This is a genomic window from Candidatus Edwardsbacteria bacterium RifOxyA12_full_54_48 (assembly GCA_001777915.1).
In the GTDB taxonomy this organism is placed as follows: Bacteria; Edwardsbacteria; AC1; order AC1; family EtOH8; genus UBA2226.
The window spans coordinates 873,131-887,619 of the sequence record MFFN01000004.1; the positions used below are offsets into that span (position 1 = coordinate 873,131).

10 protein-coding genes are annotated in these 14,489 nt (G+C 59.6%); all 10 read left to right on the forward strand.

Features of this window, described 5'->3' with window-relative positions; all coding sequences use genetic code 11:
• Position 1 precedes the first annotated feature (1 nt).
• The 10 genes from A2273_05545 to A2273_05590 all read left to right on the forward strand — a co-directional run bounded on the left by A2273_05545 (position 2) and on the right by A2273_05590 (position 14,447).
• A complete protein-coding gene (locus tag A2273_05545) occupies positions 2 to 778 on the forward strand; it encodes a hypothetical protein (protein OGF07923.1) in 777 nt (258 codons plus the stop codon).
• 97 nt (positions 779 to 875) lie between these two features.
• Entirely contained in the window at positions 876 to 1,745 is an 870-nt protein-coding gene (locus A2273_05550; protein ID OGF07924.1) for a hypothetical protein, read from the forward strand.
• 36 nt (positions 1,746 to 1,781) lie between these two features.
• The gene (locus tag A2273_05555) at positions 1,782 to 2,477 is read left to right on the forward strand and encodes a hypothetical protein (GenBank protein OGF07925.1); all 696 of its coding nucleotides are present in this window, start codon (positions 1,782 to 1,784) and stop codon (positions 2,475 to 2,477) included.
• 26 nt (positions 2,478 to 2,503) lie between these two features.
• Entirely contained in the window at positions 2,504 to 3,208 is a 705-nt protein-coding gene (locus tag A2273_05560) for a hypothetical protein (GenBank protein OGF07926.1), read from the forward strand.
• A 345-nt stretch (positions 3,209 to 3,553) separates the two neighbouring features.
• Positions 3,554 to 3,928, forward strand: a complete 375-nt coding sequence (locus A2273_05565) for a hypothetical protein (GenBank protein ID OGF07927.1) — start codon at positions 3,554 to 3,556, stop codon at positions 3,926 to 3,928.
• Between the two features lie 60 nt (positions 3,929 to 3,988).
• The gene (locus A2273_05570) at positions 3,989 to 4,327 is read left to right on the forward strand and encodes a hypothetical protein (protein OGF07928.1); all 339 of its coding nucleotides are present in this window, start codon (positions 3,989 to 3,991) and stop codon (positions 4,325 to 4,327) included.
• A 288-nt stretch (positions 4,328 to 4,615) separates the two neighbouring features.
• On the forward strand, positions 4,616 to 6,718 hold the full coding sequence (locus A2273_05575) for a hypothetical protein (protein OGF07929.1): 2,103 nt from the start codon (positions 4,616 to 4,618) through the stop codon (positions 6,716 to 6,718).
• Positions 6,719 to 7,081: 363 nt separating this feature from the next.
• Positions 7,082 to 10,108: a hypothetical protein gene (locus A2273_05580; GenBank protein ID OGF07930.1), complete on the forward strand. Its 3,027-nt coding sequence runs from the start codon at positions 7,082 to 7,084 to the stop codon at positions 10,106 to 10,108.
• 97 nt (positions 10,109 to 10,205) lie between these two features.
• Complete coding sequence (locus tag A2273_05585) at positions 10,206 to 13,361, forward strand: hypothetical protein (GenBank protein OGF07931.1); 3,156 nt, start codon at positions 10,206 to 10,208, stop codon at positions 13,359 to 13,361.
• An 18-nt stretch (positions 13,362 to 13,379) separates the two neighbouring features.
• Positions 13,380 to 14,447, forward strand: a complete 1,068-nt coding sequence (locus A2273_05590; GenBank protein ID OGF07932.1) for a hypothetical protein — start codon at positions 13,380 to 13,382, stop codon at positions 14,445 to 14,447.
• Positions 14,448 to 14,489 lie beyond the last annotated feature (42 nt).

The following is a 14,489-nucleotide window of genomic DNA, read 5'->3' on the forward strand; positions in this document are numbered from 1 at the left end:
TATGTCTGAAGTCAGGCAGCGTTGGCGTCTTCTCAATACCGGCCTGAATGACGGAGCATACAATATGGCCCTGGACCAGGCGCTGGTGCATTCGGTGCAATCCGGCGCCTCACTTCCGGTGATCCGTTTCTTCGGGTGGAGCCCCCCGGCGGTATCCCTGGGATACAACCAGAAGATAAAAGACCTGGATATCGAAGCCTGCCATCGGGCCGGCTTCGACATAGTCCGCCGGCCCACCGGGGGGAGGGCGGTGATGCATCAGGACGAATTCACCTACAGCGTCATTGCGCCGGAGGACGATCCGGTGATAGGCGGGACCATCATGGAGACCTATGGACGCATCGCCCAGGGACTTTTGGCGGGCCTGAAAATATTGGGGGTAGATGCCGAGATGGTGAGATCGGAGGTTCCTGATGTCTCGGCCGCAGCCTCGGCCCTGTGCTTTGCCGCCGCCGGGCGTTACGAGATCACCGCCGGAGGCAAAAAGCTCATCGGCAGCGCCCAGCGCCGGATGAACGGCGTCATTCTCCAGCAGGGCTCCCTGCTGATGAACTGCGGGCAGGAGCATAAGTTTTTCAGCCGTGATCCCCGGGAGGTCCGGGCGGGAACCTTAAGGGATATCCTGGGGCGGGAACCGGCTTTCGACGAGGTGGCAGCCGGAATGGAGGATGGTTTCAGGGGATCATGGGGCCTAGACTTGGCTCCGGGGTCCCTGACCCAGGACGAGGAAAAGACCGCCGGGAGGTTAAGGACCGGGCTGACATATGCCGAAGGATGAAAATTTTTGTTGACAGATGGGAGATTTTCAATTAGACTTAATATATTAGGTATAAAAGAAGTTACAAAAATTTTCTAATACCCATTATTTTCCATTTATGAGCCTTCAAACCGATCTGTCAGATTTCCATCTTACTGAAATAATCTATCTGTTGGCCCACTTCCAGAAGACCGGGGTGATCACCGTCAAGGCCGGAAAGAACTTTGGCGAGATCTACTTCGACAAGGGCCGGGCGGTGCATGCGGTTTACGGCGATATCAAGGGCAGCGAGGCGGTTTACGGCCTGTGCCTGGAATCATCCGGCGAGGTAAAATTCGCCTCTGGGACCAAGGCCTCCGAGGAGACCATCAAGGAGGGGGCCGATGCCCTGCTGCAGGAGGGCGACCGCCGCCGCCTGGAGATGGACGAGATATTAAAGACCCTGCCACCGTTCGATACCACCCTGGTCAGAACCGCCCAGGCTCCCGAGGAATCGGCCGTCACCATCCGGCGCAGCGACTGGACCATACTGGCCCTGGTCAACGGCAAGCGCGACATCCGGGCCATCATCGATGAGAGCAAACTGGGGGTGCTGGAGGTGGTCAAGACCATCTCCTGGTTCCTGGCCAAGAACCTGGTGGTGGACCCCCATGAGGTGGAGCGGACCCTGCAGGCCAAGGTGGATTTCGTCAACCTGATGCTGGAGGAATTCGGGGTCAAGGGGGCCGGAGTGGGGCCCTGGGTGGAACTGGCCAAAACCACCCTGGCGGCCGGCGATAAGAATGGCAACCTGGCCCGCCACGTGGAGTTCACCGATTTTGTGGTCAAGATAAAGGACGGCACCAAGTCCGACATCAGCCGGGATGAGGTGGTCCAGGTATGGGACCAGGTGGCCGAGGCCATGCACCAGAAGGGCGTCAAGGAATACGGGCCGATGCTGGCCAAACACAAATACCAGGCTGTCCAGAAGCTGGCCAAGGGCGGCTAACGGGGCAGGATATTTTAAAGCGTTGATGGAGAGATTATGGCCAAGGAACCAGCTGAGCTGATGGACAGCGTCCTGAAGATGGAGGGCGTCAAGTGCAGCGCCGCCGTCTCCAAGGAGGACGGGTCCACAATAAAGGCCTCCGCCGGCGCCCCGGGCAACCTGGGCGAGGTGGTGGCTTTTATCGGTTCGGCCGCGGAGGTGATCACCTCCAATCTGGACCTGGGCAATCTGAATTCGGTGGTGGCCGAGGGCGAGGGCCATAAGATGCTGATCATGCCGGTGGGGCAGGCCTATCTGGGGGTGCAGCTGGACGGGGCCCAGATTCCCTGGTGGGCCACCCAGATAAACCCCATAGAGCTGCTCTCCGAGGACAAGATGACCGAGATCTCCGAGGCCGAGGAACTGCTCAAACAGAAGGTCATTCTGCTGAACATGCTGCTGGAGGAATTCGGATCCAAGGGCGAAAAAGCCAAGGAGTGGCAGGAGATGCTGGACAAGGAGATCAAGAACGTCGATCCCCAGGGCCGGCTGGACAGGATGCTGGAGGCCGGGGCGGGGCTGGTCACCGCCCGCAGCGGGGTCAAGACCGATATCTCCAAGAAAGAAGTGGGGGATGCCTTTGAGAAACTGGTGAACCTGACCTGCAAGAGGGCCATCGCCTCCATCGGTTTCGTGGAGGTCAAACAGAAGTTCCAGGCCGTGATATCCCGGCTGGCGGCGGAAAAGAGGTAGCGGCCATGGAAGAATTACTGATACGATTGTCCAGCCTGCCCGGCGTTACCGGGAGCTTTTTCGTGGGGGACGACAGCAGCTTTGTCTCCCAGTCGCTCTCCTCGTCGTTCGTTCAGGAGAACGCCAAGCGGGCGGTGATGGTGCTGGCCCAGACCTTCGAAGCACTCTCCCAGGTGGCCCAGTTCAAGATAAACCGGATGATGGTCAACACCGGGGGCAGCCGGTTGTTCATCCGGCGCAGCGACAAGGGATTTTTGAACCTGCTGACCGATATCACCGCCGATGTCAGCGTGATAGATTCGGCCCTGGACGGGGCTTTAAAGGAAATGCTGATAATGGCCCAGCAGCCCGCCCCGGCCCCGGCCCCGCCGGCCGTGCCCCAGACCGTGGTGGCCGCCTCCGTCAAAACAGCGCCGGTCCAGCAGCCCGCTTCGGCCCCGGCGGCCCCGGCGCTGGCCCCAACGCCGGCCAAGGCTCCGGCCCCCAAGCCGCCCACCACGGTGGACGCCTCCATCCTGGAGAAGATCCTGGCCCAGGCCGAGGAGGCCCTGGGCGAGCTGGGCGCCACCATCTACGAGAACCAGCTCTCCGACCACAAGCTGAGCACCTCCAAGCTGACCAGGGATTCGGTGATGAAGTTCTGTTACGCCCTGCAGAAGGACGCCTCGATGATCATCGGGCCCTCGGCCGCCAAGCAGATGGCCGACAAGATGATGATGTTGTTAAAATAAGCTTTGCTTGATTACGTTCGTTTGTCATTCCGGGCTTGACCCGGAATCCAGTATTTTCATGGATTCCCGCTTTTGCGGGAATGACGCGTTATGTTGCGTTTTATGGCGCTGTGTATAAATGTAATCTATTAACCGCCCCCATTAATAAAATAACAAAGCAGAAGGCAGAAATTTTTTCGCGTATTTCCCGCCACTATTAAGTTAACATCTATAGCCCGCCACCGCAGGCAAATCCATATAGGCTGGCCTGCCTATGGCACGAGCGGGTCTGCCTGTGGCACGAGCGGACAAGCGCGGGCAAAGGATTTAAAATAAAATCACCGTAATCAACATTTGGAGGCGAACATGTTCAAACTGCTCCTCTATGATAACGAGTTTCTGTGGTACGTCACCGTCACCAACCTGGTGACCATCGCCGGCAGCATCCTGCTGTGGATCACCTGCGTGCTGTTCGGGCTGATCGCCCGGAAGTACGAGCTGGTGCTGCGCAAGAAGACCGACTGGCAGTACATGATCTTCGCCCCCTCCGGGATCCTGGTCTACGCCGTCATCCAGATCATCGCCTTTGCCGACCAGGTCAAGCTGAACGTCATGCAGTCCTGGATAGCCTACACCTTTTTCCTGCTGTCCGGGCTGCTGTCCCTGCTGGGGGCCATGAAGTTCAAGAAGGTGGTGACCCCGGTCAAAAAGGCCGTCCCGGCGGCAAAACCGGCCGCCTGATCTTTTCGGGAACCGGGCATCATCAAGCTGTATCTAAACCTTTTTTAGGAGGCTGCAAGCATGGAAATATCGATACCGGCCGAACTGCTGTTCGCTGTTGGAGTGGCGCTTTTCTGCCTGTCGCTGTTCTTATATGCCAGGATACTTAAGAGGCTTCTGGCGGTCATCAGACGGGAATCCGGCATCTGGGTATTGCCCATGGTGGGCGCCGGCTTTTTGGCTTTGGGGGCCATATTTCATTTCATCCCACTGGCCATCTATCCCCAGCTGGACCCCTCCCGCACCGACCAGCTGATGCAGATCTGCCAGAACCGCTCGGCCGAGGCGGCCGGCATATTTTTGGCGGGCATAATATCCATTCTGGCCGGCTGGATGTATACCCGGTGGACCAGCCGCTAGCCGGGGGACAATGGTTTTTTTATTTCAACCCGCCAGCCTGCCAAAAAGATAAAATTTTATTTTAGAAAACGCTTGACTTTTTTAATAAAAAATGGTAATTTCTAAAATGGCAGAAATCCCAAGAAATAAATTTTGGGATCAGTGTGCTATTGCATTGTTTTTATTGAATGATTGAATTTTCGAAAGGAGGTGAGGGAGTCCCAGAGAGTTTTATTTACCAAACCGGCAAGGTAGATTGCCGGCCCTAATCACAAGCAACCAAATTAAACAAAACTCAAGGAGAAAAACATGAAAAAAGGTTTGTTGTTATTCGTAGCCATTTTCGCCTGTTTTGCCTTAGCAGCCTACGCCGCCCCCACCCAAAAGGGCATTCCCATGGAAGGCGGAAGCTCGACTGCGGTTAAGGCTCCGGCGGCCAAGGGTCCGGCCGGCAGCGTGACCATCGGCCTGATGGGCTATGCCGACGCCTGGAGGACCATTGCGGCCTCCCAGGGCAAGAGCATCGTCTCCAACGCCGCCGGCACCGACATCCAGGTAGTCTACTCGGAGTACAGCGGATCGGGCGGAAGCCCCTCCAACCTGACCTGGGGCTATTCCGACGACGGCGGGTCAACCTGGAACAAGCAGACCATCGCCTCCAACCGCAACTCCCGGACCTACTCCGGGCTGGCGGTGGACGCCAATTTCACCCCCTACATCGTCTGGCAGGACCGGACCACATCCGCCGAATGGCCCATCTGCCTGGCCTTTGACGAGGGCGGATACCAGGCCGGGCTGTGGAGCACCGCCATCAACCTGACCGACTCCGGCGATATGTACCTGCCGGGGATGGCCATCAACGACGACGGGGCCGGGACCTTCGACCTGTTTGTCGACGCCTTCCCGCATCCGGCCTTTGGCTATGACGCCAGCCTGTACATGGCCCACAACGATGCGGCCGACCTGAGCAGCTGGGTGTCCCCCTGGGACCTGAGCGGCAGCTGGGGCTGGAACATGTGGGTGGACGCCCCCTGGGACGACCAGGATGCGGCCGACTTCACCATCTCCCCTGACGGCAACACCGTGCTGGCCTTCAACGAGCAGGCCGAGGACACCATCAACTGGTATTACATTCCCATGTACAACCTGTCCACCGACGGCGGCAACACCTGGAGCGGCGTCACCCCGTTCGCGGTCCCCGGGGCCGATGCCAACGGCAAGCCCTACCAGTACAAGGCCGGCGGCTGGTGGTACCGGTATGATGCGGCCTGGATAGGCGACAAACCCTATTACCTGTATGCCCACGCCGACGATGTCTGGAACGGGATCGGCCTGTACATCTATTTCCCGACCACCGCCGGCGACTACAGCGCCTGGACCTGCACGCGCATCTCCGAGATACCGGCCAACCTGAATGGGGTGACCGACGGCGACCTGCTGGGCAGCTACGCCGATTACGCCACCCTGTCCTATGACGCCTCGGGCAACATCTTCGCCACCTACGTGGGCTATTCCCCGGGCTCCAACGCCTACGCCGACATTCTGGGCGTGGCCTCCACCGACGGCGGCCAGACCTGGCTGCAGCAGGTATACCTGACCAGCGACGGCGCCACCTACGACTACAGCTTCGTCGAGGCGGCCGAATACGCCGGCGGCGGATATGTCCACGTGCTGACCCCCCCGGCGGCCATGGACAGCCTGTACTACCAGAAGTTCGCCACCTCCATATACCTGGCGGCCCCGGTCAGACCCCGCGAGATCGACCTGGCTCCGCTGCTGTGCGGCGTGGTGGGCGGCTCGGTGGGCGGCCCGATCGATGCGGTGATGGACACCGTGGCCACCGACGACCTGTACTTCATCTGGTCACCGGCCATCGGCCTGAACGGCCAGTATGAGGTCACCATCTCCAAGACCGCCGACTGGTCAGTGGCCGGCGACAACTACGACTACGCCAGCCTGCTGGACTACAATTACATCCTTCCGGTGACCGGCCTGCCCTCCCCCGGGGTGTGGTACTACAAGGTCCGCTCCCACTTCGGCGGAGAGGTATCCCCCTGGAGCGAGGTGTACGACTTTGAATACACCGGCACCGCGGTCAACACCACCGACTGGGTAAACCCGTCGGGCGTCACCGGCAAGCCGACTGTCAGCAATCCCTTCGTGCTGAACCAGAACCGGCCCAACCCGGTGAACGGCAACACCGCCATCTCCTTCAGCCTGCCCAAGGCCGGGGACTACAGCCTCAAGGTCTACAATGTGGCCGGACAGGTTGTCAGCAACATCTCTGGCCGCGGCAACGCGGGCAACAACACCATCAACTGGAACAGCCGGGCTGTCTCCAACGGCGTCTATTTCTATCAGCTGAACGCCGCCGGCAGCACCGCCACCCGGAAAATGGTAGTGGTCAAATAACACGGCACTCTAAGTTGGCGGGGCTTTTGCCCCGCCAACTTTATAAGCCCGGCAATTTTTTAACCGGACCTTAAAACGGTCTTCATACGATCTTCATTATTAAAGAAAACAACATATCCGGCCACAGCCGGCTCCGAACATGCCTTCGACCGTCCCTCCAGCCCAGCCGGGCCTTAGGGACGATAAGCAATATAAGGATCATCCCCGGCCGCCGTAAACAGATAAAATAAATAAAAAATAAAAACCATTTAAGGAGGTGAAGGTTCAAGCAATATCCCAGAGGACCAGAGACCCTGGCACCCCCCCCCAAGGGTTAAGCAAGAAATAAGCAACAACCATATTTCTGGAGGTAAAGTGGAAGTTATGAAGACTCTAAAGTTCTTAATTGCCGCCGTGGTCTGCCTGGTGATGGCAGGAGGATTACTGTTTGCCGGCACCACCGGGAAGATAGTCGGCACCGTGACCGATTCAGAGACCAAGGAGCCGGTCCCCGGTGCGGTAGTGGAGCTGCTGGGAACCAGCATTGGCGCCAATACCGACCTGGACGGGCGGTACTTCATAGTCAACGTTCCGGTGGGGACATATTCCCTGAAGGCCAGGATGATGGGCTTTGAGACGGTGACCATTACCAATGTCAAATCCATCATGGATCTGACCACCACCATCAATTTCAAGCTCAAACCGACCGTTCTGCTGAGCGAGGGGATCACCGTGACCGCCAGGCGGCAGATGGTCATCCCCGACGCCACCTCCACCTCCCGGGTGGTCTCCACCAAGGAGATCATGGCCATGCCCAACGCCAGCGCCAACAACGTCATCGGCAACACCGCCGGGGTGGTTACCTCGGGCGGGCAGATGAACGTCCGGGGCGGGCGATCCGACGAGATGGCCTTCTTCGTGGACGGGGTCTCGGTGACCGACGCCCTGAGCGGCGCCATGGGCTCCCAGATCAACACCGCGGCCATCGAGGAGGTGATGGTCATCACCGGCGGCTTCAACGCCGAATACGGCGAGGCCATGTCCGGGGTGGTCAACGTGGTCACCAAGGAGGGCGGCGACAAGTTCAACATCTACGGCCGGTTCACCACCGATATGTACATGATGGACAATAGCCGCAACAACAACAAGGTAGAGCTGAGCCTGGGCGGCCCGGTGCCCTATGCCAAGAACCTGGGGTACTTCCTGTCCGGCGAGGTCAGCAACACCGACGATTTCCGCCCGGTGTTCATGCCCGATAAATTTTACGAACACGATCCCAGCAAGGATTATTTCTGGGCCGACACCCTGCAGTACAGCATGGCCGAGTGGAATCCCGCCGACAGCGTGGGGCTGATAGGCTGGGCGGGCGACTGGGCCGATTCCAGCGCTGCAGCCTGGGAGGCCGAAAAGGCCCGCCGGATCTCGCTGGGCTACATCCGGGGATGGTCGGAGTACGACAAGAACTACCTGCCCCACAACGATTACAACAGCTACCGCCTGCAGGGCAAGCTGACCTACAAGCTGCCGGCCTGGCAGGCCAAGATCACCCTGGGGGGCTTTGCCAACCGCGACCAGCGCGGCAATTACAGTGCTGCCTGGAAATACTGGCTGGACAGCTATTATTCCTACCTGACCAAGTCCTACCAGGGCAACGCCAGCTGGCGCCACCAGATAGGCAAAAGCACCTTTTATAACCTGACGATAAACAAGTTCTCCACCAGCACCCAGACCGGGGTGCGCGACACCGCTGTCGAGAAGGACCGCAACTGGTGGGAGGACTATACATTTCTGACCGACGAGGACGCCGATAACGACGGCATGTACGACGCCTATGAGGGCCAATCCTACAGCACCAATATCGACAATCCCTACGGGGTGGCCGGCCCCTTCTACACCTTCGGGCTGGCCCGGCTGTGGGAGAAGACCAAGGCCGAATACGTGGCCGGAAAACTGGATGTCACTTCGCAGGTGAACCAATTCAACCAGGTGGTGGGCGGCCTGGAGGTGAAACGGCACCATGTGTTCACCAAGAACAACTCCCTGCCCTGGGACCCGGTGCCCTTCAAGGACGAGTTCGACTTCAAGCCCATCACCGGAGCGGCCTACCTGCAGGACAAGCTGGAGTTCCAGGGATTCATTGTCAACGCCGGCCTGCGGCTGGACTTCATGATGCCCGAGTCCCAGAAGAAGGTCAACAACTTCAACCTGACCGACACCGCCTCCTACATCGCCTCCGAGACCAAGTACAAGGTCAGCCCCCGGCTGGGCATCTCCCACCCCGTCTCCGACAAGACCGTGCTGCACATCAGCTACGGCCACTTCTTCCAGCAGCCGCAGCTGCAGTACCTGTATGAATCGCTGGGAGCCAACATCGCCCGGGGCAACAGCGTGATGGGCAATCCCGACCTGGGGGCCCAGCGCACCATCGCCTACGAGATCGGCTTCAACCAGCAGTTCAGCAACGATCTGGCCGGAGACGTCACCGTCTATTACAAGGATATCTTCGACCTGCTGGGCACCCGGCTGCTGCAGGATACCACCACCGGGCTTAGCTACACCAATTTCATGAACGCCGAATACGGCAACGTCCGGGGTTTTGAGATGGCCGTCAACAAACGGGCCTCGGCCAACGGGATATTCTCCGGCAAGCTGTCCTATTCCCTGATGCTGGCCAAGGGCACCGCCTCCGACCCCTGGGAGGGCTACAACCGCTACATCTACGGCGGCGGGACCGACCCGGCCACCGGACTGCCGGTGCCCTTCCCCAAGACCGACGCCTTTTTGGAATACGACCAGCGCCACACCTTCTCGGTGTCCACCAACTTTGACTTCGGCGAAAAGTACGGGCCGGCCATCGCCGGATTCCGGCCCATGGCCAACCTGTCGGTCAGCCTGCTGAACAACATCGGCAGCGGAATGCCCTACACCATTATCAATTCCAAGGGGGTCCAGATCGGCGGGGTCAACGAGGGCCGGATGCCCTGGACCTTCAACACCGACCTGCTGGTCAGCCGCTCCTTCAGCCTGGCCGGGGTGAGGATGTCCCTGGACTTCGAAGTGCTGAACCTGCTGAACCGCAAGAACGTCAACAATATCTACCCGGTGACCGGGGACGTGCTGCAGGATGGCACCGTGATCACCCTCAGCGATTTCTCCGCCACCGCCACCCCGGACAGCGTCTCCTACACGGTGGACGGGGCGGGCGATCCGGTGATGGTGCCCAATCCCTACTACAGCAAGTGGCGCGACATCGACGGCAACGGCGAGATAGACCAGTACGAGAAATATGTCACCTACGTGGCGGCCTGGAACGACTATATCACCGATCCCTATAACTTCTCCAGGACCCCCAATCCCCGGGGATACAGCGAACCGCGGCGCACCCGGCTGGCTTTAAGCTTCAGCTTCTAGCCCTTATAAATCAGGCAATCCCGGGCCCCAAGACCTTACCTGAGGGCCCGGGACCGGACCCAAATAATATTAAAATATTCTTACAGGAGGATAGTCAATGTTCAAACGCATACCTAAGGGTGTTTGGCTGATCCTAATAGGGCTGGCGGCGATAACCGTTGCAACGGGCCAGGTCCTGGCAGCCACCGCTCCGGGAGCCCGCGTTGCGCCGAGCAAATTAATGTCCCAGAAGACCCTAAGCACCAACGCCTGGCTGATCTATACCACCAACTACGGGCCGTTCGTAAACCCCGGGGTCGGAAGCGGAGGCTTCTGGCGGAACCCGGCCCACGGCTACATCTACGGCGCCGGGATGTGGGTGGGGGCCACCGACGAGAACGGCAACAAGGTGGTGGCTTTCGGCTACAACCCCAATGCCGGCACCTCCGAGTTCAGCCCGGCCGATCTGAGTGCCGATTTCAACACCGGGGGGTATCTGAGCGATGCCCTGGCGCGGGTCTATCTCTCCACCGATCCGGCCGATTATGCGGTCTGGCCGGTGATAGAGGGCGGGAAGAAGGTCATCAAATCGCGCCAGGACAGCTATAGCCGTTACAGCGACATGAACGACCAGTTCACCACCTCGGGCGACAAGCAACTGGGGGTGGGCATAGAGCAGTTCACCTACGCCTGGAACTACGCCGACAACAACGACATCGTCTTCTTCTATTTCAGGGTCCACAACATCAGCGGCAAGACCCTTAACAAGGTCTACATCGGGCCGGCCAACGACTGCGACATCGGCGACGAATCCGGCACCAACGCCAACGACCGGACCATCTTCGATTACACCCGCAACCTGGCCATCCAGTTCCAGAAGGAGCCGGAGCCGGGCTGGGACAAGGTGGGGGTGGTGGGCTTCAGGTATTTCGAGAGCCCGGCCAACAACACCGGAGACACCGTCCGGGTGGTCGACAACCAGTTTTCCCACAAGATCGCCCCGGATTCGGCTTTAGGGATGACCGCCTTCAAGATATTCACCCTGGACACGGATCCCGCAGTCGACGAGGAGCGCTACCTGGTCTTGCAGGGCATTAATTACGCGACCCTGATCGAGGACGCCTATGACGAGACCGGGGCCGATGCGCCGGACGACAAGCGTTTCCTGATGTCCAGCGGACCGTTCACCCTGTACGATGATTCGGTGGCCACCACCTGCATCGGGGTGATCGGGGCCCTGGACACCACCAAGCTTAAGCTGGCCTCGGACATCGCCCAGACCATCTACGACAACAAATTCGAGCTGGCCACCCCTCCGGCCGCCCCGGGCCTGACCATCACCTCGGGGGACAAATTCGTGGTGATAAGCTGGGACCGCAAGGCCGAGACCACCCCGGACCCCTACTGGGACAAACTGGACACCACCAAAAAATGGTTCACCTATTTTCCCGGCTCCTGGACCTGGCTGGCAGCCTCCAGCCAGGTGCTGGTGGATTCCCTGGAGATAAAGACCGGCCCTGCCACCACCCTCAAGATCATTAGGGGGGATACCCTCAGCGCGGCTCTGGGGACCGACACCGTCAACACCAAGTTCAGCGAACAGTCCATGTACGACGAATACGACTTCCAGGGCTATCTGGTCTACCGGGCCCGGACCGTGGGCGATCTGGCTGACCCCGCCAAGCGGGAGCCGGTGGGCACGCTGTATACCGACCCCGATGCAGCCTTCAACAGCACCACCCTGAGCTTCGGCGGCGGCGCGGGCTATTTCTACGACAAGGCGGACGGCATCAAGATCATGCGTAATTTCGACGCCAACAGCTATTACACCCCGGACAGCGCCGTGGTGCTGACCAAATACGACACCCTGGGGACCGACCGGGGCCTGGTCTACAGCCTGCGGGACGACGACGTCATCAACGGCTTCGGCTGGTATTACGGGGTCTCGGCCTATGACTATCAGAGCAACGTCTACTTCACCCACAAGTGCCCCACCACCCTGGCCAGCAATCCCACCGAGAACGCCACCTACGGGGTGGCCCAGAAGACCATGGTGGACTACCAGGCCCCGGTGGTCAGGTACACCGTCACCGGCGGCTCGGACATCAAGACCGGGGGGACGCTGGACTACGAGTACAAGCTGACCCTGGTACCCAAGAACGTCAGCAACGACACCTTCCGGCTGCTGTGGAATCCCATAACCAAGGCCAGCATCGCCGGGACCAACTACCCGGTATACCATGCCGAGCTGCGGGACATGCGGCCGGTCAACGGCGACTCGCTGCTGCAGACCATAGATTTTCGTCCCGACTTTACCATGGTGGGCACCGACCCGGTGGCCACCTATAACGGCACCTTTGACGACGAGATCCCCTTCGGGGGGGTGGTGTTCAATGCCGATTACAAGTACGACTACACCCTGGCCAAGGTGGACACGGTGTCGGTCACCGGGGTCTACCCGGCCGACAGCATCTTCGCCCAGGCCTACGGCCCCCTTAACACCCTGTTCACCGCCTCGGCCAACGCCTGGCAGTGGCGGGGCTCGGATTTCGAGATCCGCTGGCGGGACAGCGTGGGCACGGTGGGCACCAATCCGGCCGGCAGCATCCTGTGCGCCACGGTGTGGGACATCACCAACAACGTGGAGGTGCCGCTGGAGCCCGTAGTGACCAAGGCCAACATGACCATGTCCTCCTGGTGCTTCAACCCGGCGGCCACCGCCGGCCGGGCCTATCTGGACAGCGTCAACGCCACCGCCCGGCTGGGGATGTATATCGGCGGCGTGGTGCTGTTCTTCAACCGGGCCAACGGCGCCACCCTGCGCAACATCTCCACCCTGTGGAATTTAAGGCCCCACACCGGCGATGTCTGGACGGTGCGCTGCTCCGGACCAGGCAATCCGGCCCAGGGCGGAACGGTGACCTTCATCACCACCAAGGCCTCCCAGAAGGCGGCCCTTTCGGCCAGCCTGCTGGACAAGATCAAGGTGGTGCCCAACCCCTACCTGGTGCGGGCCAGCTGGGATGTCAGCAAGAACTATCCCAACATCTACTTCGTCAACCTGCCGTCCAAGTGCACCATCCGGATCTACAACCTGGCCGGGGACCTGATCCGGGTGCTGAACCACGAATCCACCTTCGACGACAACAACGGCACCGAAAAATGGGATATGCTGTCCAGCTATGACAAGCGTCCCGCCAGCGGGGTGTACCTCTTCCAGATCGATGCGCCGGGCATCGGCACCAAGCTTGGTAAATTCGCCGTAATCAAGTAATACGACAAGGAGTAAAAAATGAATAAGATAAAGATCATACTTGTTCTATCCCTGGTCTCCCTGGGGCTGGCCTCCCAGGGCTGGGCCCAGCCGGAATATTCCAACGTGGGCCGGGCCGGGCTGAACTTTCTCAAGATCGGGATAGGCTCCAGAGCTATCGGCATGGGCGGCGCTTTTACCGCGGTGGCCAACGATGCTTCGGCCCTATACTGGAACCCGGCCGGGGTGGCCAAACTCAAGAAGATGGAGGCCATCTTCAGCCACACCAACTGGGTGCTGGACATCAACCAGGAATACATCGGGTACGTGGTCCCGGCCGGGCTGATGGGGAATTTCGGCTTCAGCGCCTCATTCCTGTCGATGGGCGACTTCGAACGGACCACCATCGACGACATCACCACCACCATCCGGGAGGATGACGGAGAGGGGCTTTCCAGCTTCTCGGCCAACGATCTGGCCCTGGGGGTGACCTACGCCCGCAACATGACCGACAAGTTCAGCGTGGGGGTGACCGCCAAGTACGTCCGGGAGAAGATAGCCGAGGTCTCGGCCGGCGCCATGGCCCTGGATGTAGGCACCTATTACCTGACCGGCTACAAGACCCTGCGCATCGGGATGGCCATCCTCAACTACGGCCCGGACGTCCAATTTTCCGGCAAGGACCTGCAGGCCGAATGGGTCGACGTCAGCTGGCCCAGCAATTACACCGGCAACAGCTGGGAGATCCTATCCACGCCCTTCCCCATGCCGCTGCAGTTCAAAATGGGGGTGGCCTACGATTTCCTGTTCGGACAACAGCATACCCTGATCGCTGCGGCCGACCTGATCCATCCCAACGACGGCAACGAGAAGGTGGCGGTGGGAACCGAATACACCTGGAAGAATTCTCTGGCCAACCTCTCGCTGAGGGGCGGGTACAAGTACGACCCCGATTGGTATGACACCAAGAGCGGGGCCGACAACCTGAACGCCGGCATCGGCATCGGCCGCAAGCTGGGCATGTCCAAGGTCAATGTGGATTACGCCTACACCAACATGGGCTATCTGGACAATATCCACCGCTTCAGTCTGGGATTGAGCTTTTAATAACAGCCAGAGGTCATTCTTAAGGGAAGGGTGCTATGTCAT

Coding starts and splice junctions, on each gene's coding strand:
- A2273_05545 (OGF07923.1), top strand. CDS start 2: ATGTCTGAAGTCAGGCAGCGTTGGCGTCTTCTCAATACCGGCCTGAAT.
- A2273_05550 (OGF07924.1), top strand. CDS start 876: ATGAGCCTTCAAACCGATCTGTCAGATTTCCATCTTACTGAAATAATC.
- A2273_05555 (OGF07925.1), top strand. CDS start 1,782: ATGGCCAAGGAACCAGCTGAGCTGATGGACAGCGTCCTGAAGATGGAG.
- A2273_05565 (OGF07927.1), top strand. CDS start 3,554: ATGTTCAAACTGCTCCTCTATGATAACGAGTTTCTGTGGTACGTCACC.
- A2273_05570 (OGF07928.1), top strand. CDS start 3,989: ATGGAAATATCGATACCGGCCGAACTGCTGTTCGCTGTTGGAGTGGCG.
- A2273_05575 (OGF07929.1), top strand. CDS start 4,616: ATGAAAAAAGGTTTGTTGTTATTCGTAGCCATTTTCGCCTGTTTTGCC.
- A2273_05580 (OGF07930.1), top strand. CDS start 7,082: ATGAAGACTCTAAAGTTCTTAATTGCCGCCGTGGTCTGCCTGGTGATG.
- A2273_05585 (OGF07931.1), top strand. CDS start 10,206: ATGTTCAAACGCATACCTAAGGGTGTTTGGCTGATCCTAATAGGGCTG.
- A2273_05590 (OGF07932.1), top strand. CDS start 13,380: ATGAATAAGATAAAGATCATACTTGTTCTATCCCTGGTCTCCCTGGGG.